Origin of the sequence: Promicromonospora sp. NPDC050880 (assembly GCF_044456525.1) — a bacterium.
Classification (GTDB): Bacteria; Actinomycetota; Actinomycetes; order Actinomycetales; family Cellulomonadaceae; genus Promicromonospora.
Map to the genome: position 1 here is coordinate 215471 of NZ_JBITFV010000005.1, position 23131 is coordinate 238601.

The 23131-nt window shown below is 72.4% G+C and carries 20 protein-coding genes; 15 read left to right on the forward strand and 5 right to left on the reverse strand.

All coding sequences use genetic code 11. The annotated features are described in order from the left end of the window. Positions 1-6: 6 nt before the first annotated feature. The 5 genes from pstS (ACIBBF_RS11700) (at position 7) to pstB (ending at position 5347) form a co-directional block, all read left to right on the forward strand. Positions 7-1140: a phosphate ABC transporter substrate-binding protein PstS gene (gene pstS / locus ACIBBF_RS11700; RefSeq protein ID WP_397413351.1), complete on the forward strand. Its 1134-nt coding sequence runs from the start codon at positions 7-9 to the stop codon at positions 1138-1140. A 177-nt stretch (positions 1141-1317) separates the two neighbouring features. Beyond that, positions 1318-2421, forward strand: coding sequence for a phosphate ABC transporter substrate-binding protein PstS (pstS, locus tag ACIBBF_RS11705; protein ID WP_397413353.1), 1104 nt, complete (start codon positions 1318-1320; stop codon positions 2419-2421). A gap of 151 nt (positions 2422-2572) precedes the next feature. Continuing rightward, positions 2573-3565: a phosphate ABC transporter permease subunit PstC gene (pstC, locus tag ACIBBF_RS11710; protein ID WP_397413354.1), complete on the forward strand. Its 993-nt coding sequence runs from the start codon at positions 2573-2575 to the stop codon at positions 3563-3565. After that, positions 3565-4515: a phosphate ABC transporter permease PstA gene (gene pstA, locus ACIBBF_RS11715; RefSeq protein ID WP_397413355.1), complete on the forward strand. Its 951-nt coding sequence runs from the start codon at positions 3565-3567 to the stop codon at positions 4513-4515. The genes pstC and pstA overlap by 1 nt, the downstream gene beginning before the upstream one ends. Positions 4516-4567: 52 nt before the next feature. Further along, positions 4568-5347, forward strand: coding sequence for a phosphate ABC transporter ATP-binding protein PstB (gene pstB / locus ACIBBF_RS11720; RefSeq protein WP_397413357.1), 780 nt, complete (start codon positions 4568-4570; stop codon positions 5345-5347). Between the two features lie 95 nt (positions 5348-5442). Here pstB and ACIBBF_RS11725 read toward each other — a convergent pair whose 3' ends face one another. Further along, the gene (locus ACIBBF_RS11725; protein ID WP_397413358.1) at positions 5443-5988 is read right to left on the reverse strand and encodes a hypothetical protein; all 546 of its coding nucleotides are present in this window, start codon (positions 5986-5988) and stop codon (positions 5443-5445) included. A 303-nt stretch (positions 5989-6291) separates the two neighbouring features. Between ACIBBF_RS11725 and ACIBBF_RS11730 the strand changes: the two genes are divergently transcribed. The 4 genes from ACIBBF_RS11730 to ACIBBF_RS11745 all read left to right on the forward strand — a co-directional run bounded on the left by ACIBBF_RS11730 (position 6292) and on the right by ACIBBF_RS11745 (position 8762). Further along, a complete protein-coding gene (locus ACIBBF_RS11730) occupies positions 6292-6774 on the forward strand; it encodes a CarD family transcriptional regulator (RefSeq protein WP_020017968.1) in 483 nt (160 codons plus the stop codon). A 100-nt stretch (positions 6775-6874) separates the two neighbouring features. Continuing rightward, entirely contained in the window at positions 6875-7591 is a 717-nt protein-coding gene (gene ispD, locus ACIBBF_RS11735) for a 2-C-methyl-D-erythritol 4-phosphate cytidylyltransferase (protein ID WP_397413359.1), read from the forward strand. Then, positions 7588-8160 (forward strand): 2-C-methyl-D-erythritol 2,4-cyclodiphosphate synthase, encoded by a 573-nt coding sequence (gene ispF, locus ACIBBF_RS11740; protein WP_397413360.1) that lies wholly within the window; start codon positions 7588-7590, stop codon positions 8158-8160. The genes ispD and ispF overlap by 4 nt, the downstream gene beginning before the upstream one ends. Continuing rightward, complete coding sequence (locus ACIBBF_RS11745) at positions 8157-8762, forward strand: TetR/AcrR family transcriptional regulator (RefSeq protein ID WP_397413361.1); 606 nt, start codon at positions 8157-8159, stop codon at positions 8760-8762. Before ispF ends, ACIBBF_RS11745 begins: the two co-directional genes overlap by 4 nt. On the opposite strand, the gene ACIBBF_RS11750 is transcribed toward ACIBBF_RS11745, so the two are convergent. Beyond that, entirely contained in the window at positions 8759-10099 is a 1341-nt protein-coding gene (locus tag ACIBBF_RS11750) for a D-arabinono-1,4-lactone oxidase (protein ID WP_397413362.1), read from the reverse strand. The two genes, ACIBBF_RS11745 and ACIBBF_RS11750, sit on opposite strands and share 4 nt — an antisense overlap. A 46-nt stretch (positions 10100-10145) precedes the next feature. Between ACIBBF_RS11750 and ACIBBF_RS11755 the strand changes: the two genes are divergently transcribed. The 4 genes from ACIBBF_RS11755 to rlmB are packed head-to-tail and all read left to right on the forward strand — an operon-like array spanning position 10146 to position 15134. Continuing rightward, on the forward strand, positions 10146-11363 hold the full coding sequence (locus ACIBBF_RS11755) for an amino acid deaminase/aldolase (RefSeq protein ID WP_397413363.1): 1218 nt from the start codon (positions 10146-10148) through the stop codon (positions 11361-11363). A gap of 34 nt (positions 11364-11397) precedes the next feature. Further along, complete coding sequence (locus tag ACIBBF_RS11760; RefSeq protein WP_397413364.1) at positions 11398-12666, forward strand: low temperature requirement protein A; 1269 nt, start codon at positions 11398-11400, stop codon at positions 12664-12666. A gap of 19 nt (positions 12667-12685) precedes the next feature. Then, positions 12686-14107 carry a cysteine--tRNA ligase gene (gene cysS, locus ACIBBF_RS11765; protein ID WP_397413366.1) on the forward strand — a complete coding sequence of 474 codons (1422 nt, stop codon included), beginning with the start codon at positions 12686-12688 and terminating at the stop codon, positions 14105-14107. A gap of 31 nt (positions 14108-14138) precedes the next feature. Continuing rightward, the gene (gene rlmB, locus ACIBBF_RS11770) at positions 14139-15134 is read left to right on the forward strand and encodes a 23S rRNA (guanosine(2251)-2'-O)-methyltransferase RlmB (RefSeq protein WP_397413367.1); all 996 of its coding nucleotides are present in this window, start codon (positions 14139-14141) and stop codon (positions 15132-15134) included. 58 nt (positions 15135-15192) lie between these two features. On the opposite strand, the gene ACIBBF_RS11775 is transcribed toward rlmB, so the two are convergent. From ACIBBF_RS11775 to otsB, 3 genes are all read right to left on the reverse strand, one after another. Beyond that, positions 15193-16452: a DUF4032 domain-containing protein gene (locus tag ACIBBF_RS11775; protein WP_397413368.1), complete on the reverse strand. Its 1260-nt coding sequence runs from the start codon at positions 16450-16452 to the stop codon at positions 15193-15195. A 135-nt stretch (positions 16453-16587) separates the two neighbouring features. Then, positions 16588-17706, reverse strand: a complete 1119-nt coding sequence (locus tag ACIBBF_RS11780; protein WP_397413369.1) for an ABC transporter ATP-binding protein — start codon at positions 17704-17706, stop codon at positions 16588-16590. 151 nt (positions 17707-17857) lie between these two features. Next, on the reverse strand, positions 17858-20182 hold the full coding sequence (otsB, locus tag ACIBBF_RS11785; protein ID WP_397413370.1) for a trehalose-phosphatase: 2325 nt from the start codon (positions 20180-20182) through the stop codon (positions 17858-17860). 175 nt (positions 20183-20357) lie between these two features. Between otsB and ACIBBF_RS11790 the strand changes: the two genes are divergently transcribed. Further along, a complete protein-coding gene (locus ACIBBF_RS11790) occupies positions 20358-22157 on the forward strand; it encodes a protein kinase (protein WP_397413372.1) in 1800 nt (599 codons plus the stop codon). A gap of 111 nt (positions 22158-22268) precedes the next feature. Beyond that, on the forward strand, positions 22269-23129 hold the full coding sequence (locus ACIBBF_RS11795; RefSeq protein WP_397413373.1) for a DsbA family protein: 861 nt from the start codon (positions 22269-22271) through the stop codon (positions 23127-23129). Positions 23130-23131 lie beyond the last annotated feature (2 nt).

Sequence of the window (23131 nt, forward strand, 5' to 3'; positions counted from 1 at the left end):
CGACCCGTGAGCACCCACTACACCCGTCTCGTCGCTGCCGCCACCGCAGGCGCCCTCGTGCTGCCGCTCGCGGGCTGCGCGGCGGTGGACCTGCCGGGTCTCGGGGCGCAGGAACCTACGACCGAGGCGGAGCCCGTCGTCGTCGGTGAGTTCCGCGGGGTCGGTGCCTCGTCGCAGGAGACGGCGATGGAGGCCTGGATCGCCGGGTTCCGGGAGAGCAACCCCGACGCCGCGATCACCTACGACCCCGCCGGCTCGGGTGACGGCCGCGCGGCGTTCCTCGCGGGCACCTCGGCCTTCGGCGCCTCCGACGTGGCCCTGAGCGACGACGAGATGGCCGCCTCCGGCCCCGCCTGCGACGGTGGCAACGCGATCGACCTGCCGGTCTACATCAGCCCGATCACGGTGGCCTTCAACGTGCCCGGCGTCGAGCGGCTGAACATGTCCTCCGAGCTCGTCGCCAAGATCTTCACGGGCAACATCACGCGGTGGAACGACCCGGCGATCGTCGCGGCCAACCCGAAGGCGACGCTGCCGGACCTGGAGATCACGCCGGTGCACCGGTCGGACGACTCGGGCACCACCGAGAACTTCACCGACTACCTGCACGCGACCGCCCCGGGCGCCTGGCCCTCCGCACCGGACGGGCTGTGGCCGCTGCCGGGCGGCTTCGGCGCGGACGGCACGGGCGGCGTGACCAGGACGGTCCGGTCCACGCCGGGCGGCATCACCTACGCCGACGCGTCGGCCACCGGTGGCCTGGGGCACGTCGCGATCAAGGTGGGCGAGGAGTACGTGCCCTACAGCGCGGACGCCGCGGCCGCCGTCGTCGACGTCTCGCCCCGGATCGAGAACCGGTACGAGCACGACCTCGCGTTCGCGATCGACCGCACCATCGACAAGTCCTTCGCCTACCCCCTCGTGCTCGTGTCCTACCTCGTGGTCTGCTCGCGGTACGACGACCGGGCCAAGGGCACCTTCGTCAAGGAGTTCGTCTCCTACGTGGCCTCGGCCGAGGGGCAGCAGCGCGCCGCCGCGGCCGCGGGCAGCGCGGCGATCTCGCCCGACGTCCAGGCCTGGATCGCCGAGGCCGCGGACGCCATCTACCTGACCCAGGAACGGCCCGAGGAAGGGGCCTGACGGGTGAGCCGGGCGGCCTCGTGCCAGGGTGAGCGTGGCGGGGATCACCCCCTCCGTGATGGCTTGTTCACCTTCCGTTTACCTAGTCCTGGGGATGAGGTCATTCCCGCTCCCTAGCGTCCCGACTGACGCTGCGGCGCTCGCCGCGCGTACGACTTGAACAGGATGGAACGACACGTGAAGATCAGCCGATTCCCCCGCGTTGGCTCCGCTGTCATGGTGGGCGCGCTCGCGCTGAGCCTCGCAGCCTGCGGTCAGAACCCGGGCGAGGACGAGCCCACCGGTGCGGGCTCCGAGTCCGCCATGGACCTCTCGGGTGAGCTCAACGGCGGCGGTGCGTCGTCGCAGGAGTCCGCCATGGAGGCCTGGCGCGCCGGGTTCCAGAGCCAGTACCCCGACGTCACCGTCAACTACGACCCGACCGGTTCCGGTGGCGGCCGCGAGAACTTCATCTCCGGCGCCTTCGCGTTCGCCGGCTCGGACGCCGCCCTGGACGAGGACGAGATGGCCGACGCCGAGGCGCAGTGCGGTGAGGGCGGGGTCATCGAGTACCCGGCCTACATCTCCCCGGTGGCCGTCGCCTTCAACCTCGAGGGTGTCGACACCCTGAACATGTCCTCCGAGACGATCGCGAAGATCTTCAACGGCGACATCGAGAAGTGGAACGACGCGGCGATCGCCGACGACAACCCCGACGCCGAGCTGCCCGACACCGACATCACGGTCGTGCACCGCTCGGACGACTCGGGTACCACGGAGAACTTCCAGGAGTACCTGCACACCGTGGTCCCGGACGTGTGGACCTACGAGCCCGAGGGCATCTGGCCCGTGGACGGCCAGGAGTCCGCGCAGGGCACCTCCGGCGTGGTCAGCGCCGCGCAGGCCGGCGAGGGCACCATCACCTACGCCGACGCCTCGCAGATCGCTGACCTGGGCACGGTGGCCGTGGGCGTCGGCGACGAGTTCGTCGAGTACAGCCCCGAGGCCGCCGCGGCCGTGGTGGAGGGTTCGGACCGCATCGAGGGCACCGGCGACCACGTGTTCGCCTACGACCTCAAGCGCGACATCCCGGGCACCTACCCGATCGTGCTCGTCTCCTACCACCTGGCCTGCGCCACCTACGAGGACGCCGCCACCGCGGACCTGGTCAAGGGCTTCTACACCTACATCCTGAGCGAGGAGGGCCAGTCCGCAGCGGCCGACTCGGCCGGCTCCGCCCCGCTCCCGACCTCGCTGACCGAGCAGTTCCTGCCGTCGGTCGAGGCCATCACGGCCGGCTGACCCGGCCGGCACGCAGTACCGGCAGTACGACCACCCGGCCGGTGGCCGGGCCGCACGGGACCGCAAGGTCCCGTGGCCCGGTCACCGGCACGGCCGTGCCAGGCTTGAACTCACATCCGACGAGCACAGACACGACGAGCCGAGGACCTCTGTGACCACCACTGACAGCCCACCCGCTGCCCCGGCGCCCACGCGGCCCCGCCGGTCGAGCGGCGACACCGAGCGGGGCTTCAGCCGGATCTTCCGCTGGATCACCACCGGTGCCGGTGCGCTCATCCTCGCGACCCTGGCTGCGGTCGCGCTGTTCCTGATCGCGCGCGCGTGGCCGGCGGTGTCGGCCAGCTCCGCGGAGCTCGCGGACGCCGTGCCCCGCTACCCCGACGACACGTCCTTCATCGCGTACGTCGGGCCGCTCGTCTTCGGCACGCTGCTCGCCGCCGTGCTGGCCCTGCTGCTGGCCACGCCCGTGGCCATGGGCATCGCGCTGTTCATCTCGCACTACGCGCCGCGCCGGCTCGCCCAGCTCATGGGCTACCTCGTGGACCTGCTCGCCGCGATCCCGTCGGTGGTCTACGGCCTGTGGGGGTTCACGGTCCTGGCGCCCGCCGTCGGGCCGGTGTGGTCCTGGCTCAACCAGTACGTCGGGTGGTTCCCGCTGTTCGCCGGTGACGCGTCGCCGACGGCCCGCACCCTGGCGACCGTCGCGGTCGTGCTCGCCGTGATGATCCTGCCGATCATCACGGCCGTCTCCCGCGAGGTGTTCCTGCAGACGCCGCGCCTGCACGAGGAGGCCGCGCTCGCGCTGGGTGCCACGCGGTGGGAGATGATCCGCACCGCGGTGCTGCCGTTCGGGCAGTCCGGCGTCATCTCGGCCGCCATGCTGGGGCTGGGCCGCGCGCTCGGCGAGACCATGGCCGTGCTGATGATCCTCTCGCCCGGCTTCCTGTACTCGTTCAAGATCCTCCAGGCCGCCCAGCAGCAGACCATCGCGGCGTACATCGCCCTGGACTTCCCGGAGGCGAGCGGCCTGGCCGTGAACGCCCTGATCGCCACCGGTCTCGCGCTGTTCGTCATCACGCTGGCGGTGAACATGGCCGCCCGGGCCATCGTCGCCCGCCGCAAGGAATTCTCGGGGGCCAACTGATGAGCGTCGACACGTCGACCACGGACGCCACGGAGCGCACCCGCGTGCTCCTGACCACCGCCGAGCCGCGCCGCCGGCGCACCGACCGCATCATGACGGTGCTCATCTGGGGCGCCTTCGCGCTCGCGATGGTGCCGCTGGTCTCGCTGCTGTGGACCGTGCTGTTCAACGGTGCCGGCCGCGTCACCCTCGAGTTCCTCACCTACTCGATGCGCGGCATCTTCGGCGGCGACCCCAGCGGCGGCATCTACCACGCGATCATGGGCACGCTGATCATCACCGGCTGGGCGGCGCTCATCTCGGTGCCGGTCGGCCTGCTGGTCGCCATCTACCTGGTCGAGTACGGCCGCGGCGCGCTGGCCCGTGCGGTGACGTTCTTCGTGGACGTCATGACGGGTATCCCGTCGATCGTGGCCGGCCTCTTCGCGGTCTCGCTGTTCACGATCTTCTTCGGCCCGGGCGCGCGCTTCGGCTTCATGGGCGCCGTCGCGCTGTCGGTGCTCATGATCCCCGTGGTGGTGCGCTCCTGCGAGGAGATGCTCAAGCTCGTGCCGAACGAGCTGCGCGAGGCGTCGTACGCGCTCGGCGTGCCCAAGTGGCTCACCATCGTGCGGGTCGTGCTGCGCACCTCCGTGGCCGGCCTGACCACGGGCGTGCTGCTGGCGGTCGCCCGCGTGATCGGTGAGACCGCGCCGCTGCTCGTCGCGGTGGGCGTGACCGACTCCATCAACTTCGACGCGTTCGACGGGCGCATGATGACGCTGCCGGTCTTCATCTACCGTCAGTACAGCCAGGGTCTGGCCACCTGCCGCGAGGGCCAGGAGAACTGCGTGGCGGACATCGCCCTGCAGAACGCGTGGGGGGCAGCCCTTACGCTGATCGTGATCGTGATGCTCCTCAACATCATCGGCCGGCTCGTGAACCGCTGGTTCGCGCCGAAGCTCCGCTGACGCACCGCGCACGTCCGCCTCACCCGAAGCCACAGTCCGAAGGAACTCAACGATGGCTCAGCGAATCGACGTCAAGGACGTCAACATCTACTACGGCGACTTCCGTGCCGTCGAGGGCGTCTCCATGACGATCGACCCCAAGTCCGTGACGGCCTTCATCGGCCCGTCGGGCTGTGGCAAGTCGACGTTCCTGCGCACCCTCAACCGCATGCACGAGGTGATCCCCGGCGCCTACGTCGAGGGCAAGGTGGAGCTCGAGGGCGTCGACCTCTACGGCGACGACGTCGACCCCGTGGCCGTGCGCCGCACCGTGGGCATGGTGTTCCAGCGCCCCAACCCGTTCCCCACGATGTCCATCCGGGACAACGTGCTGGCGGGCGTGAAGCTGAACAACAAGCGCATCTCGAAGTCCGACGCCGACGACCTGGTCGAGTCGTCCCTGCGCGGCGCCAACCTCTGGAACGAGGTCAAGGACCGTCTGGAGAAGCCCGGTTCGGGCCTGTCGGGCGGTCAGCAGCAGCGCCTCTGCATCGCCCGCGCCATCGCGGTCAAGCCGCAGGTGGTGCTCATGGACGAGCCGTGCTCGGCCCTGGACCCGATCTCCACCCTGGCGATCGAGGACCTGATCCAGGAGCTGAAGAAGGACTACACGATCGTCATCGTCACGCACAACATGCAGCAGGCCGCGCGCGTGAGCGACAAGACCGCGTTCTTCAACATCGCGGGCACCGGCAAGCCCGGCCGCCTCATCGAGATGAACGACACCGCGACGATCTTCTCGTCGCCCAGCGAGAAGGCCACCGAGGACTACGTCTCGGGCCGCTTCGGGTGACGGCCGGCTGAGCCCGGTACGACAGAGGCCGGTGGCCCGGCGTGGTCTCCCACGCCGGGCCACCGGCCTCTGTCGTACCCGTGACGGGCGTCAGGTCACTCCGTGGCGGACGGCGACGGGGAGGCCGACGGCGACCCGGACGGCGCCGCGGCCGCCGGCAGGAGCTCCGCGTACTCCGGCAGCGTGCCGTCCAGGACCGGGAGCTGGAACTCCTTGCTGTCCGCGCCCACGGTGAGCACCGCGTCGAGGTACTCGCCCGGGGCCGCGCCGACCGTGTCGAGCGCCACGGTCTCGCCGGTCTCGGTGCCCAGGTAGACGGTGCCACCCGCCGGGACGTCCAGCGTCACGGGGGCCGCGCCGGGGGCCTCCAGCGTGAACGCGGCGTCCTCGGCGGTCTGGTTGGCCAGCGCGCCGAGCACGTTGCCGGCCTCGCCCTCGGCCGCCGAGACGACCATCAGGTTGATGCCGCGCAGGTCCCGGTTCTCCTCGCCGAGCACCGAGACGCCCACGCCGTCCGACGGGTCGTAGTTCAGCGTCGTGGTGGTCGGCGAGCAGGCCGCCAGGAGGAGAGCCCCCGTGGCGGAGACCGCTGCGAGGGCGATGGTGCGGGCGCCTCGGGCGGCGGTGGCGCGACGGGACACGGTGAACTCCCTGATCTTCGGCTGGTTCGTGCGGGGTCGGATCCCCGCCATATCCTAGTGGGCCACACGGTGTGCCCGCGCATCGCGAAGGCGGCGAAATGCCCGGTCACGGCGTGGTGCCGGTCACGGCTCCGGAACGATCCGATCGGGGTGCGCGGGCCGGTCACGGGCCTCCCTGAGCCCTCTGCGACACCTCTGACCTGCGAAAACGCAGCGGCAAATGATGCCTGGAGGTTGCCAAGGGCGCAAGTTCTGCAGATCACGCCGTGGTAACCTGGTGTCAGGGAAAGGGGACATCTGCAGATGACGTTCACAGTAGGCGAGACGGTTGTCTACCCGCACCACGGCGCGGCGCTGATCGAAGAGATCAAGACCCGCAAGATTCGCGGCGAAGAGAAGATGTACCTCAAGCTCAAGGTTGCCCAGGGCGACCTCACCATCGAGGTTCCGGCGGAGAACGTCGACCTCGTGGGAGTGCGCGACGTGGTCGGCCAGGAGGGCCTCGACCGCGTGTTCGAGGTGCTGCGCGCCCCGTACACGGAGGAGCCCACCAACTGGTCGCGCCGGTACAAGGCGAACCTCGAGAAGCTCGCGTCCGGCGACGTCATCAAGGTGGCCGAGGTAGTGCGTGACCTGTCCCGGCGGGACGCCGACCGCGGCCTGTCCGCAGGGGAGAAGCGCATGCTCGCCAAGGCCCGGCAGATCCTCGTCTCGGAGCTCGCGCTGGCCGAGCACACCGAGGAGGAGAAGGCGGAAGCGATCCTCGACGAGGTCCTCGCCTCCTGACCGACCCACAGGGTCCCCCGCACGTCTGACACACCTGTCAGGACCTCGCGCCCCACGGGATCCTTCGCTCAACCAAGATCCTGTGGGGACCTGCGACGAGATGACGACCCTTGCAATCCTGACGGCCGCCGGCTCGGGATCCCGTCTGGGGCGTGACCTGCCCAAAGCCCTCGTGGAGCTGGACGGCTTCCCGCTCGTGCTGCACGCCGCACGCCGCCTCGCGGCGTCGGGTGTGGTGGACTCGCTGGTCGTCACCGCACCCGACGGCCTGGTCGGCGTCATGGCCGACCTGCTGTCCGCCGACCCGCACGTGCTCGTGCCGGTCGAGGTGACCGACGGCGGCCCCACCCGCCAGGCCTCGGTCGCGGCCGGCCTCGCGCTGGCCCGGCCCGGCGACGACGTGGTGCTGGTGCACGACGCGGCGCGGCCCCTCGTGCCCGCGGACCTCGTCCGGCGGGTCGTGGACGCGGTGCGCAGCGGGCACGGCGCCGTCGTGCCCGGGCTGCCGGTCACGGACACGGTCAAGCAGGTCTGCCCCGACGGCGACGCCGAGCTGGTCACGGGCACGCCCGACCGGTCGATGCTGCGGGCCGTGCAGACCCCGCAGGGCTTCGCACGGGACCTCCTGGTGCGCGCACACCGTACGGGTGCGGCCCGGGCCCTCGCGGAGCACCTCGCGGCGACGGACGACGCGGGCCTCGTCGAGGCACTGGGCGAACCGGTCCACATGGTCGCCGGGGACGCGACCGCCTTCAAGATCACCACCGAACGCGACCTGTGGCTCGCGTCCCTCGTGCTGCAGGAGAGCAACGCATGACCGACTCGCCGAGCACGCCGGAACCCCCGCGCCCGGGCCCGGCGGGGTACCCCCTGCCGCGCACCGGCATCGGGGTCGACGTGCACGCCTACGCCCCGGAGGGTTCCGACCGCGAGCTGTGGCTCGGCGGCCTGCACTGGCCGGGGGAACGCGGCCTGGCAGGCCACTCCGACGCCGACGTGGCCGCGCACGCCGCGGCGGACGCACTGTTCTCCGCGTCGGGCCTGGGTGACCTCGGATCGCACTTCGGCACGGGCCGTCCGGAGTGGGCGGGGGCCTCGGGAACCACCCTGCTCGCCGAGGCCGCGAGGCGCGTCCGGGCTGCTGGGTACATGATCGGTAACGTGGCAGTCCAGGTGATCGGTAACCATCCGCGGGTCGGTACGCGGCGCGACGAGGCTCAGGCGGCGCTGTCCGCTGCTGCCGGCGCGCCCGTGTCCCTGACGGCGACCACGACCGACGCGCTCGGCCTCACCGGCCGCGGCGAGGGTATCGCGGCCATCGCGACGGCCCTCGTCGTGCCCGACGGCGAGCCGTCGTCCGGCGCGGTCGGCGGGGACGCGACATGAACAAGCGCAAGCCGCTCGACGAGCGTCGGGCCGAGATCGTCGAGGCCGGCCTGAGCGTGGCGCTGCGCGAGGGCGTCGAGTCGGTGACCGTGCGCCGCGTGGCGCAGGAGGCCGGGATCTCCCTCGGCACCGTGCACTACTGCTTCGACGACAAGGACGCGATGCTGCGGGCCATGGGCCGGTCCATCGCGATGCGGGCGTCGGAGCCGGTGCTGCGCGCGCTCGAGGCCGGCCCCGACCGCCGGGTGCTCGCGGAGGCCACGGTCGACGCGATGCTGCTGGGGCTCAAGGAGCACCAGCACATGCGGCTGCTCACGTTCGAGTTCGCCGTCTCCGGGGCGCGTACGCCGGTGCTGCGCGAGGTGGCGCAGGCGCACCTGCGGCAGAGCATCGCGATGACGCGGGAGTACCTGGTGCGGCTGGCGGAGGTCGTCGGCGTCACGTGGGCCACGGACATCGACGACCTCGCCCGGATGACGGCGCTGCGCATCGACGGCATCGAGCTCGCGTGGATGGTGGACCAGGACGACGCCGCCGCGCGCGAGGGGTTCGCCGTCCTCACCCGGGACGTGTTCGACGAGATGCGGCCGACGGAGCCCTAGCCGAAGACCCGCCGGGTGTACGGGTTGGTGAACACGCCGTCCGGGTCGGCGGCCGTCCGTGCCCGGCGGAAGTCCTCGAACCGGCTGTACTGGCCGGCGAGGTAGGCGGCGTCGCGCGTGTGCATCTTGCCCCAGTGCGGGCGTCCGCCGACGGCCGTGAAGATCTGCTCCGCGGCGTCGAAGTACCGGCCGTACGGCAGGCGCCAGTACTGCTGCACGGCCACGTAGGCGGTCTCGCGGCCGTACGCGGTGGAGAGCCAGGCGTCCTCGGCCGGGGCGAACCGGATCTCCAGCGGGAAGGGGACGTTCTCGCCGGTGCGGCGCAGCCAGCCGTCGATCTCCCGCAGGACGTCGACTACGACCGCACGCGGGACCGCGTACTCCGTCTCCCGGAACCGCACCCGCCGCCGGTTGCAGAGCACCTGGTACGACGGCGCCGTGTAGGTGCGGGGGCGCAGGGCCTGGGCCGCGAACGCGTTCAGGCGGGGCGTCACGGCCGGGAGAGCGGTGGCCGTGCGGTTCGCGAGCTCCAGGCCCGCGTTGGACAGCACCTCGTCGTCGACGAAGGCGCGGACGGCGGACGCGGCCCGGCGCACGCTGTGGCCCGCCCCGGCCGGCGTGTCGGCGTCCGCCCGGGCCGGGACCCGGGTGTTGGTCAGGGTCTGCACGTGGCGTGCGGTCGGGAACCAGAAGAACTCGAAATGGTCGGCACCGTCGACCAGGTGGTCCAGCTCGTCGAGCACCCGCTCCACCGGCTGGACGTCCTCCTGTGCGCACAGGTCGAAGGCCGGGACGGCCTCGACGGTGACCGTGCTCAGCACACCCGTCGTGCCCAGGCCGAGGCGGGACGCCTCGAACAGGTCGGGGTGCTCGGTGGGGCTGCAGCGGGTGACCTCGCCGTCGGCGCCCACCACGGTGAGGGCGCGCACCCGGCTCGCGAGGCTGCCGAACCGCGCGCCGGTGCCGTGCGTCCCCGTCGAGACGGCGCCCGCGATCGTCTGCCGGTCGATGTCGCCCAGGTTCTGCAGGGCGAGCCCACGCTCGGCGAGCACCCGGTTGAGCTGGTGCAGCCGGATGCCCGCACCCACGGTCACCAGGGCGTTCCCCGTGCCGGGGTCGCGCTCGACCCGGTGCAGGGCGTTCAGCCGGTCCAGGTCGACCTGTACGCCGTCCGTGGCGGCCGCCGCGGAGAACGAGTGCCCCGCGCCGACCGCCCGGACGGTGTGTCCCTCGCGCACGGCCCGGCGCACCGCGGCGGACAGGTCCTCCTCGGTGGCCGGGTGCACCTGTCGCGCGGGAGTCGCACTGGCCGTCCGCGCCCAGTTCGTCCAGATCATCGACGCACTATCCCATGGCTCGGTCCCCGGGGAGTAGCGTTCGGGCATGAGCTCCGTCGCCGGGACCGCCGCTCGCCTGACCGCCGCCACGTCGGGCCTGCCCGCGCCGCTCGCCGTCGTGGACCTGGACGTGTTCGACGCGAACGCGCTCGACCTGCTCAAGCGTGCCGACGGCGTCCCCGTCCGCGTCGCCTCCAAGTCCGTGCGGGTGCGCTCGCTCGTCGAGCGGGCGCTGGGGCACGGCTTCGCCGGCGTCATGGCCTACTCGTTGCGCGAGGCGTTGTGGCTGGTGAGCGAGGGCATGCGCGACGTGCTGGTGGGCTACCCGACGGTCGACGCGGAGGCCTTGGCGACGTTGGCCGCCGACTCGGTGGCACGCGCGGAGATCACGCTGATGGTCGACGACGCGGCCCACCTCGGCCTGATCGCCGCCGCGACCGAGCGGGTGCGCGGGGCGGACGGCACGACGGCCGCGGGACCGGTCCAGGTGTGCCTCGACGTCGACTGCTCGCTGCGCGTCGGCGCCGGGCGGCTCACCGCGCACCTCGGGGTGCGCCGTTCGCCGCTGCGCGACCCCGCCGACGTCGCGGCGCTCGCGACCGTGGCGCAGGCGCAGGGGCTGACCGTGCGCGGCCTCATGTTCTACGAGGCACAGGTGGCCGGGCTGCCCGACACGAGCCCCGCCGTCCGGCTGGTCAAGCGGCTCTCGATGCGGGAGGTCAACGCGCGCCGGGTGCGGATCCTCGCCGCGGTGCGTGACGCCGTCGGGCACGACGTGGAGCTCGTCAACGCGGGCGGGACCGGCTCGATCGAGGTGAGCGGCGCGGCGCCCGGCGTGACCGAGGTGACGTCGGGCTCCGGGCTCTACGCCCCCGGGCTGTTCGACGGCTACCGCTCGTTCGAGGCGCGGCCGGCCGCGTTCTTCGGGCTCGACGTGGTGCGTGAGCCCGCCCCGGGCTGGGTGACGGCGTTCTCCGGCGGGTACGCCGCCTCGGGCCAGGCGGGCGTCTCCCGGCTGCCCCGGCTGTTCACGCCGGGCTACGCGCTGACCGGCACGGAGGGTGCGGGCGAGGTCCAGACGCCGCTGCGCGCGACGCGTGGGTCGGGTCCCGACGGCCGGCTGCGCACCGGTGACCGCGTCTGGCTCCGCCACGCGAAGGCGGGGGAGATGATGGAGCGGTTCGACCGGGTGCACCTCGTGCGCGGGACCGAGGTGGTCGAGACCGTGCCGACCTACCGGGGCGAGGGCCGGAACTTCGGGTAGGCCGTCGCGCGCCGTTTCGGGTAGAACAAGGCCCATGTCCACCCTGCACCACCGCAACCGGCCCATGACCGGCCGCGACCCCCACGAGCCGGCGCGTACGGCCACCCCGCTGGAGCTGCTGTTCGACCTCGCCTTCGTGGTCGGGTTCGGCGTGGCGGGGGAGCAGGGCGCCCACCTGGTCGCCGAGGGCCACGTCGCCGCCGGCGTGATCGGGTTCGCGTTCTCGATGTTCGCGATCTGCTGGGCGTGGATCAACTTCACGTGGTTCGCCTCGGCGTTCGACACCGACGACTGGTTCTACCGCGTCACCACGATGGTGCAGATGGTCGGCGTCGTGGTGCTGGCGCTCGGCCTGCCGGACATGTTCGGGTCCCTGGTCGAGGGCGACCGGGTGCACAACGAGGTGATGGTCGCCGGCTACGTGATCATGCGCCTGGCCATGCTCGTGCAGTGGCTCCGCGCCGCGCGGCAGGCGCCCGAGTACCGCGCCACCTGCCTGGCCTACGCCCGCACTCTCGTGATCACCCAGATCGGCTGGCTGGTGCTCGCCGTCGCGCCCGTGAGCGTGTCCGTCTTCTTCGTGGGCGGCGTGCTGCTCGGCGCCGCCGAGATGGCCGGGCCCTGGCTCGCCGAGCGCCTGCGCACGGAGGGCCCCGGCCAGCGCAGCACACCCTGGCACGCCCACCACATGGCCGAGCGGTACGGGCTGCTCGCCATCATCACGCTCGGCGAGGGCGTCATCGGCACCGTCGCGTCGCTGTCCGCCGTCGTGCACGAGTCGGGCTGGACGCTGGACGCCGCGCTCGTGGCGCTCGCGGGCACCGGCCTCACGTTCGGTCTGTGGTGGACGTACTACCTCACGCCCGACGCCGAGATGCTGCACCGGCACCGCGAGCGGTCGTTCGTGTGGGGCTACGGGAACATCGCCGTCTTCGCGGCGCTGGCCGGCGTGGGCGCGGGACTGCACGTCGCGGCGTACTACCTGGAGGAGCACTCGCACGTCGGCGCCGTGGGGACCGTGCTCGCCGTCGCCGTGCCGGTGCTGGTGTTCCTCGTGGTCGACCACGTGCAGTTCGGTCTGCTGACCCGCTCGTTCCAGGCGCTGCACGTCGGTCTGGTGCTCGGCGCCGTGGCCGTGCTCGCGGCGGCCGTCGCCACCGCCGCGGCCGGGCTGCCCATGTCCTGGTCGCTGGTCCTGGTGATGCTCGCGCCGGTCGTGATCGTGGTCGGCTACGAGACGCGCGGCCACCAGCACGTGGCCCGGCTGCTCGGACAGGGCTCCGGGCAGGAAAAGGGTGCCTGAGCGCCGGTACCCTTGACAGGTGACTCTTCGCCTGTATGACACCGCCACGCGCGAGGTGCGCGACTTCACCCCCATCACCCCGGGCGAGGTCGGCATCTACCTGTGTGGTGCCACCGTGCAGGCACCACCCCACGTGGGCCACCTCCGGCCGGTCATCGCGTTCGACGTGCTGCGGCGCTGGCTCACCCGCCGGGGCCTGAAGGTCACGCTGATCCGCAACGTCACCGACATCGACGACAAGGTGCTGGCCAAGTCGGCCGCCGCCGGCCGGGAGTGGTGGGCGCACGCCGCGCTGTACGAGCGCGTGTTCACGCAGGCGTACGACGCCCTCGGCGTCATCCCGCCCACCTACGAGCCGCGCGCCACCGGCAGCGTGCCCGAGATGGTCGCGCTCATGGAGCGCCTGGTCGAGAAAGGCAACGCCTACACCACCGGCGCGGGCAACGTCTGGTTCGACGTGCGTTCCTGGCCGGCCTACGGCGAGCTCACCCGGCAGAAGATCGAGGACCTCAGCCCCGAGGAGGGCGCGGAGGTGTCGGGCGCGGCCGCGGACAAGAAGAACCCGCACGACTTCGCGCTCTGGAAGGCCCCCAAGCCCGGCGAGCCGGAGTCGGCGTCCTGGGACACCCCCTACGGGCGCGGGCGGCCCGGCTGGCACCTCGAGTGCTCCGCCATGGCCCGCCGCTACCTGGGTGAGACGTTCGACATCCACGGCGGCGGCCTCGACCTGCGGTTCCCGCACCACGAGAACGAGCAGGCCCAGTCTCGCGCCGCGGGCTACGGGTTCGCGCAGCGGTGGATGCACGTCGCGTGGGTCACGCAGGCCGGCGTCAAGATGTCCAAGTCGCTGGGCAACGGGCTCCTCGTGAGCGAGCTGCTGACCCAGGCCCCCGCACCGGTGGTGCGCTACGCCCTGGCCGCCGTCCAGTACCGGTCCATGCTGGAGTGGGCGCCGGACACCCTCCAGGAGGCCCGCACCACGTGGGAGCGCCTGTCGGGCTTCGTCACGCGCGCGTCCGAGCGGGTCGGCGACGTCCCGGCCGAGGAGGTGGCCAAGGCGGAGGTGCCCGAGGGGTTCGCGGCGGCCATGGACGACGACCTCAACGTGCCGCAGGCGCTCGCCGTCGTGCACGAGCACCTGCGGGCCGGGAACACGGCCCTCGCCGAGGGCTCCGACGCCGCGGTGCGTGCGGAGCTGGTGACGGTGCGTGCGATGCTGGACGTGCTGGGCCTGGACCCTGCCGACCCGCAGTGGGCCACCTCGACGGACGACCGGTACGCGACGGCGCTGGACGCGCTCGTCGCCGCGGAGCTCTCGGCGCGCGCGCAGGCCCGTGCCGCGAAGGACTGGGCCGCCTCCGACGCGATCCGGGACCGCCTGGCGGCGGCCGGTATCGAGGTCCAGGACTCCGCCGACGGCGCCCGCTGGGCGCTGTCCTGATCTGACACCCGGCTGAGAGACGAGAGACACGATGGCAGGCAACTCCAAGCGCGCCGGTGCGGTGCGCAAGGCCGGCTCCAAGAAGGGCGCCCAGGTGGGCACCGGCGGGCACAGCCGCAAGGCGCTGCGCGGCAAGGGCCCGACGCCCAAGGCGGAGGACCGCACCTACCACCCCGCGCACCAGCGCAAGATCGCGGCGGAGAAGCGGGCCGCGACCACCCAGCGCCGGCCCGGTACGCCGGGCGGGCGCGGCGCGGGCCGCAAGGGCGCCGGCGCCGCCGAGGTGGTCGCCGGCCGCAACTCCGTGCTGGAGGCCCTGCGCGCCGAGATGCCCGCCGAGGGCATCTACCTGGCCTCGCGCCTGGAGGCGGACGACCGGACGCAGGAGATCCTCGAGATCGCGCACGCGCGCAGCCTGCCCATGTTCGAGGCCTCGCGCCTCGACCTCGACCGGATCACCGACGGCGCCGTGCACCAGGGCGTCGCCATGAAGGTGCCGCCGTACGAGTACCGGGACGTCGAGGACCTGCTCGACGTCGCGGCCGAGGCCGGCGAGGCGCCGCTGATCGTGGCGCTCGACAACGTCACCGACCCGCGCAACCTCGGCGCGGTGCTGCGGTCGGGCGGGGCGTTCGGTGCGCACGGCGTGCTGGTGCCCGAGCGGCGCGCCGCGGGGGTCACGGCGTCGGCCTGGAAGGTGTCCGCGGGTGCCGCGGCGCGGGTGCCCGTGGCGCGGGCGACCAACCTGGCCCGCGAGCTCGCGGAGCTCAAGAAGGCCGGCTGCTTCGTGGTCGGCCTGGACGCCGGCGGCGACATGCCGGTGGGGGAGCTCGCCTACGCGACCGACCCGCTGGTGCTGGTGGTCGGCTCCGAGGGCAAGGGCCTGTCCCGCCTGGTCCGCGAGGCGTGCGACGCGGTGGTCTCCATCCCGATCGCGGCCACGACGGAGTCGCTGAACGCGGCGGTGGCCGCCGGCATCACCCTGTACGAGGTCGCGAAGCAGCGAGCAGCCGCACCCGGCGCGTGATCGGCAGAAGGTCAGGTGATCGGTACCCCGGGGTGCCGATCACCTGACCTTCTGCCGATCACTCGACGTAGTCGGCGGCGGTCGCGCCCGGGGGCAGGCCCAGGACCGCGTCCTCGTCCGGGCGGTGTCGGAGCACGTTCTCGACGTAGGACTCGGCGGCCTCCGGCATCGGGATGTCGCGCTGCGCCTGCTGGGAGATGAACCAGCGGTGGTCCAGGATCTCGTGGAACAGCTGCGCCGGCTCCAGCTTGCGGCGCAGCTCGCGCGGCACCGCGTCGATCGTCGGCCGGAAGACCTGACGGACCCAGGCGTGGGCCACGATCTGCTCCTGGTCGTTCTGCCGGTCCGTCGCGGCCCGGTAGCTGTCCAGGTCGTTGAGCATGCGGCGGGCCTGGTTCTCCTGGACGTCGAGCCCGGTGAGGCGCAGGAGCCGGCGGGAGTGGTGCCCGGCGTCGACCACCTTGGGCTGGATGCGCACCTTGGTGCCGTCGATGTCGGTGGTGATCTCCAGCTCGCCCACGTCGAAGCCGAGGTCGTTGAGCCGCTCGATGCGGGCGGCGACCCGCCACCGCTCGTTGGAGTCGAAGGCCTCGGAGCCCGTCAGGGCGGCCCACAGCTCGTTGTAGCGCTCCACGAGGGCGTCGCCGATGGCCACCTCGTCGACGTTCTCGTCCAGCAGCTCGCCCGCGGCCAGGTCCATCAGCTCGCCGATGATGTTGGTGCGCGCCAGGTCGACGTCGTAGTTGCGCTGGCCGTCCGTGAGCTGACGGTGCATGTCGCCGGTCTCGGCGTCGACCAGGTAGGCCGCGAACGTCTCGGCGTCGCGCCGGAACAGCGTGTTCGACAGCGACACGTCACCCCAGTAGAAGCCCACCAGGTGCAGGCGCACGAGGAGCACCGCGAGGGCGTCGATGAGGCGGGTCGCGGTGTCGGGGCGCAGGTCCTGGCTGAACAGGGCGCGGTAGGGCAGGGAGAAGGACAGGTGCTCGGTGACGAGCACCGCCTCCAGCCGCTCGCCGTCGGGCGCCCGGCGGCCGGTGATGACGCCCACGGGGACCACCGAGGGAACCTCGATGCGGTGGAGCTGCCGGAGCAGCTCGTACTCGCGGTAGGCGACGGTCTCGCCGATCTCCTTGATCGCGATGACGCGCCCGCCGTGGTTGACGAAGCGGACGACGTGCCGGGAGATGCCCTGCGGCAGCGCGGCCAGGACGTCCTCCGGCCAGTCGACCAGCGGCACGTCCCACGGGAGGTCCAGCAGCGCGGGGTCGGGTGCGACCGCGGTGATCTGGAGGTTCTGCTGGGGCATGGGCACCATTCTGAACGACGGGGCCGCCGGGGTGGGTCTCCGGCGTGGGACAGAACTGTGGCGAGACAGGACGTCGGCTCTGGCCGGCGTTCTGTCTCGCCACAGTTCTATGTCGCCATGGTTCTACCTCGGCGGCGGGTGGGGTCAGCCGAGGCGTTCGCCCGAGGTCGCGGAGAACACGTGGGAGTGGCCGGCCTGGATGGCCACGGAGATGACGTCGCCCTTGTCCGGCACGCCACGCGGGTCGATACGGACGATGACCTGGTTGGTGTCACCGGCGGACAGGTCCACGTCGGCGGCGTCGCCCTTGAGCGAGCCGTACACGAACGCGTCCGAGCCGAGCTCCTCGACGAGGTTGACCTCGACCTCGAACGACCCGGCGGTACCGGCCGGGACCACGTCCAGCGACTCGGGGCGGAAGCCCAGGGTCACCTTGCCGCCGTCGGAGTCCGGGATCGCGCTGGCGATGGACCGCTCCAGCGGGACGCTCGCGGAGCCGACCTTGACGCCGCCGTCCTTGACGTCGAACGTGCCGATGTTCATCGCCGGGGAGCCGATGAACCCGGCCACGAACACGTTGGCCGGGCGGTCGTACATCTCCCGCGGGGTGCCGACCTGCTGCAGGATGCCGCCGTTGAGGACCGCGATGCGGTCACCCATGGTGAGGGCCTCGGTCTGGTCGTGGGTCACGTAGACCGTGGTGACGCCCAGGCGGCGCTGCAGCGAGGCGATCTGGGTACGGGTCTGCACGCGCAGCTTGGCGTCCAGGTTGGACAGCGGCTCGTCCATGAGGAACACCTGCGGCTGACGCACGATCGCGCGGCCCATGGCCACACGCTGACGCTGACCACCGGAGAGGGCCTTGGGCTTGCGGTCCAGGTACTCGGTCAGGTCCAGGATCTTGGCGGCCTCCTCGACCCGCTGGCGGATCTCGGCCTTCGGGGTGCCGGCGATCTTCAGGGCGAAGCCCATGTTGTCCGCCACGGACATGTGGGGGTAGAGCGCGTAGTTCTGGAACACCATCGCGATGTCGCGGTCCTTGGGCTGCACGTCGGTGACGTCCCGGTCACCGATGAAGATGTGCCCGCCGTTGACGTCCTCCAGACCCGCCAGCATGCGCAGCGAGGTGGACTTGCCGCAGCCGGACGGGCCGACGAGGACGAGGAACTCGCCGTCCTCGATCTCCAGGTTCAGCTGGTCGACGGCCGGGCGCTCCGTGCCCGGGTAGACGCGCGTCGCGTGGTCGAAAGTGACCGTAGCCATGAGAAAACATCCCTCCACCGGCAGGTACGTGCCGGACGATCCGTTGTGGTCGGGTGCCGTTGCTTCCACTGACGTGTCGGCGGTGACACTGTTGCAGCGCGATCGTACCCCGGTTGGTCAAGGTCGCGGTACAGACCAGGTCACAGGCAGGTCACTCCTCGCCCAGCGTGCGGGCCAGGCCGGCCAGGACGGCGGCGAGCGCGTCGGGGTCGGGCACGCGGTGCGAGGCGAGGGTGTCGCCGGTGCCCACCTTGATCGACAGGTCGCCGGCCTCCAGGGCGGCGAACGCCGCCTCGTCGGTGGTGTCGTCGCCCGCGTACAGCACGCGCACCTTCTCGACGCCCAGCTCGGCCGCGACGGTGCCGCGCAGGCGGCGCAGGGCCTCGCCCTTGCTGGTGGGCACCACGGAGACCTCGACCACGTCCTTGCCGTGCATGGCCGGCAGGCCCTGGTTGGCGGCCACCTCGTCGGCGGCCACGGTGATGGCTGCGGCGTCGTCCACGCTCGCCAGGCGCGTGTGCACGACGGCGGCGGCGGGCTTGACCTGCACCCACGCCCCCTCCCGGCCCGACACGGCGGACTCGAAGCCGGCCACGAGCGCATCGAGCTGGGCGGACTGCGAGGTCGTGAGGTGGAACGGCACCTGCTCGACGCCGGAGCTGGTGGCCCGGCCGGCCTCCGCGCCGTGGCTGCCCACGAGGAACGTGCCCTCGGGGGCCACGGTGCGCTCGGCGAGGTCGGACAGGTCGCGCCCGGACACGAACGCGAGACGGACCGGCGCCTCGTGCGTGAGCGCGTGCAGCTGCTCGACGGCGGCGCGGGCCGCCTTGGTCATGGCCGACGCCTTGGGGTCGTCGACCAGGGGCGCGAGCGTGCCGTCGAAGTCGGACGCGAGCAGCCAGCCCGTGGTCGGCTTCTTGCGTCGCCCGTTGCCGTTGCTCATCCGGGCCAGACCCTTGGCAGGCACGCCCTCCGGGAGCGTGGTGAACGCGGTCAGGGCGTCCCGGAGGTTGTGGTGCCGGGGCTCCGCCGCGCGCGGGTCCACGGTGAGCGGCCGGGCCGGTACCGCGGTGAGCACGCCGAGGAACGTCTCGGACCACTTGGCGACGTCGTCGGCCAGGACCTTGCGGCGCAGGCGGCGCATGCGGCGGCGCTGCTCGCGGGGGTCCATGGTCGCGGCGGCCACGATGATGTCCTTCATGCCGTCGATGTCGTGCGGGTTGACCAGCAGGGGGCCGGGGGAGAGCTCGTCCGCGGCGCCGGTGAACTCGCTCAGCACCAGGGCGCCGCGCTCGTCGGAGCGGGCGGCGATGTACTCCTTGGCCACCAGGTTCATGCCGTCGCGCAGCGAGGTCACCAGCAGCACGTCCGCCGCGAGGTAGAGGGCTGCCATCTCCTCGGGCGGGTAGGAGTGGTGCAGGTAGTGGATCGCGGAGTGGCCCAGCTCGCCGTACTCGCCGTTGATGCGGCCCACGAGGATCTCGACGTGCTCCCGCAGTTCCTGGTAGGCGCCCACGTTCTCGCGGCTCGGGCTGGCCACCTGCACGAGCGTGTGGTGCTCGACGTCGAGCCGCCCGTCGTCGAGCAGCTCGCCGTACGCCTTGATGCGGTGCCGGATGCCCTTGGTGTAGTCGAGCCGGTCCACGCCGAGCATCAGGATGTCGGGGTTGCCGAGGTCGGCCTTGATCTCCTTGGCGCGCGCCTGGACCTCGGGCGTGCGGGCCAGGGTGTCGAACCGGCGGGAGTCGATGGAGATGGGGAACGACGACGCGCGCACGTGCCGGCCGGGGCGCCCGTCGGCGTCGGGGATCGTGATGACCGGGCCGCGCGTGGTGAACCCGGTGAGGCGGCGCGCGGAGCGCACGAAGTTCGCGGCGTCGCCGTTGCGCTGGAAGCCCACCAGGTCGGCGCCCAGCAGGCCGTCGATGATCTGCCGGCGCCACGGGAGCTGCGCGAACAGCTCGACCGGGGGGAACGGGATGTGGTCGAAGAACCCGATGCGCAGGTCCGGGCGCAGGTCGCGCAGCATGCGGGGCACGAGCTGGAGCTGGTAGTCGTGCACCCACACGACGCCGCCCTCGGCGGCCTGCTCGGCGGCGGCGTCGGCGAACCGCTGGTTGACGCGGCGGTAGGCGTCCCACCACTGGCGGTGGTAGTCGGGCGGTGCGATGACGTCGTGGTAGAGCGGCCAGAGCGTCGCGTTGGAGAAGCCCTCGTAGTAGCGCTCGATCTCGGTGGCGCTCAGGGTGACCGGCACCAGCAGCATGCCGTCGGCGGTGAACGGCTCGTGGGCCAGGTCGGGTGCGCCCGACCAGCCCACCCACGCGCCGTCGGCGTCCTGCATGACCGGTTCCAGTGCGGTGACCAGGCCGCCGGGCGACCTCTGCCAGGTGAGGTCGCCCTCGGGACCGACCGTGAAGTCGACCGGGAGCCGGTTCGCGACGACGACCAGATCGTACCCGTCTTTACCCGGCAATGTACTGCTCCTTGGATGTAGAAGAGTCACGCTGTCCAGCGTCAAGAGTACCGAGGTCTTGTACCTGCTCAGGGTAACGATGTCGGCGACTCACTCGCCGGGGCGCGCTCCCGGTGCTGGTCAGAGGGCCGGACTTGACGGGCATCGCCCGTGCGCGGCGGATAGCGTGTGCCCCATGGAGGAGGTGGACACCCCGGTCGCGCTGCCGGGTGCCGGACCCGTCGCGGGCACTCAGCTCGGCGGGTACACGGTCGTGCGCGAGATCGGGTCGGGCGCCATGGGCGCCGTCTACCGGGCGGTCGACGGCGGCGGGAACGCCGTCGCGCTCAAGATGCTGCACCGCCACCTCGACGACCCGGCCGCCCGCGAACGCCTGCGCCGCGAGGCCGCCGCGCTCCAGGGCCTGCGCCACCCCGCCGTCGCCCGCGTGCTGGACGCCGAGCTGGAGGGGCCCGAGGCCTTCATCGTCACCGAGCTCGTCGAGGGACCCACCCTCGAGGAGGAGATCGACGAGCGTGGGCCGCTCGACCCCCGGGACCTGTTCGAGCTCGCCGACCAGCTCGCCGACGCGCTCGAGGCCGTGCACGGCACCGGCGTCGTGCACCGGGACCTCACCCCGTCCAACGTGCTCATCGCGCGCACCGGGCCCGTCCTGATCGACTTCGGGCTCGCCCAGGGGCCGAACGACCCGCGCGCCACCCGCACCGGGTTCGTCATGGGCACCCCCGGCTACCTCGCCCCCGAGCTGCTCGACGGCGCCGAGCCCGGACCCGACACCGACTGGTGGTCATGGGCCGCGGTGCTCGCGTTCTCCGGTACCGGGCGCGCGCCGTTCGGCGTCCGCCCCACCGAGCTGGTGCTGCGCCGCTCCCGGCAGGGTGACGCCGACCTCGACGGGCTCCCGCCCCGTGCGGAGCGGGCGCTCGCGGCCGCGCTGCGCGCCGTGCCGGCCGAACGGTGGGGTCCCGACGAGGTGGCCCGGGCGCTCAAGGCCGAGTCCGAGGCGTTCGTCGCTCGCACGGAGGGGGAGGACGACGAACAGACCGCCGTGCTCGGGGCCGCGGCCACGACCGCCGAGACGGCGGCCGACGCCGGCTCGACGCGCGTGCTGCCCGACGGCGTGCCGGCGCGCCGTCGCCCGGTCTCCGCGGCAGCCGGTGGGACGGGGGTCGGCGCCGCTGCGGGTGCCGCCGCACGCCGCCGCAACGCTGCCGGTGGCGTGACCGACCTCGCGGCCGCACCCGTCAGCCAGGCCCGGGGGCGTTCCGTGACCGGGCGGGCCGTCGGCGCGCCGAGCCCGGCCCCGCCGTCGGTCGCGCCGGTCGTGGTCCCGGAGAACCCCGCACGTGTGCGGGGGTACCGGGGGATCTTCCTCACCGCGGGGCTGGCGCTCGTGGCGCTCGCGGCGACCATGCCCGGCATCGCCGCCGCCGTGCTCGTGGCCCTGCTGGTCCTGACCCGCCTCGCGGGCATCGCCGTCGAGGAGTTCCGCAGCCGGCGCGAGCGGCGCGGCCCGAGCCGGGCCGACGCCCTCGTCGCGACCCTCCTGTCGCCCTGGCACCTCGTGCGCGCCGTGTTCGGCGTGCTGCCCGCCGCGGCCGTCGGCATCTGCTGCGGCGTGATCGTGGTGCTGCTGGGCCTCCTGCTGTTCGCGCCCGGCAACCTGATCATCGTCCCGGATCCCAGCATCGAGGCACGGTCGGTGGGCGGCATGAACCAGCCGATCGTGGACAGTCTCGTGCTCGGCGTGGCGATGCTGGTCACGGTGGTCGTGGCCTGGTGGGGGCCCGCCTCGTACGGGACCCGGGTCGGTGCCGGCCCGCTGCTGCGCCGCATCGCGCCGTCGCGGCGGGCCAAGGTGGTGCTCGGGCTGGTGCTGCTGGCGCTCGCGGTGCTCGCCGCGGTCCCGCTGTTCGACGGCACCGTGGACGTGCTGTGGTGGCCGCTGAGCGGCCGGCCCGACGTGGCCTGGTAGACCGCACGGATCGTAACGAAACGTTCAGGGGTCTCCCAGCGAGCGCTAGTAGTCTTGGTCCAGGCGCGTGCCGCGCCTCGCCCCCATTGGCCCGCATCTCGAAGGACCCCGATGTCGACGAATCAGACCAAGGCGCAGCGCCGCGACGCGGCCCGCGCCGAGGCCCTCGCTCTCCAGAAGAAGCAGCAGGCTCGCGAGAAGCGGAACCGGGTGATCGTCCTGAGCGTCCTCGCGCTCGCGGTGGTCGGCCTGGGCGTCGCCATCTGGCTGATCCTCGCCGAGGGTCAGAAGACGCCCATGGAGAAGGTGGAGAACATCCCCGCCGGCGTGGTGGAGCAGACGGGCATCCCCGTGGGGGCCGACGGCGTCGCGGGGACCGAGAACGAGGGCGCGAAGACGCTCGACGTGTACGTGGACTACATGTGCCCCGTCTGCGGCCAGTTCGAGTCGCTGAACGGCGCCAGCATCACCGAGATGCGGGAGGCCGGGGACGTCACGCTGATCGTGCACCCGATCTCGATCCTGGACCGCACGTCGCAGGGCACCGAGTACTCGACGCGTGCGGCGGCCTCCGCGGCCTGGGTGGCCGACCGGGCCCCCGAGCAGTTCAACGCGTACCACGAGGCACTGTTCGCCAACCAGCCCGAGGAGCAGACGCCCGGCCTGACGGACGAGCAGCTCGCCCAGATCGCGCAGGACGCGGGCGTGCCCGCCGACGTCGCAGCGGGCATCTCCGACGGCGACGCCATGAACACCTACGGCGAGTGGGTCGAGGCGGCCACCGCCGTTGCCGGTGACGACCCCGACGTCGTGAACCCGGAGACCGGCGGCCTCGGCACGCCGAGTGTCCTCATCGACGGCGAGCGGTTCACCACCTGGCAGACCGTCGGCGCTCTCACCGAGGCGATCACGGGCGAGGCCGCGCCGTCCTCCTCGCCTTCCGCGGAGCCCTCCACCGAGCCGTCCGAGTGACG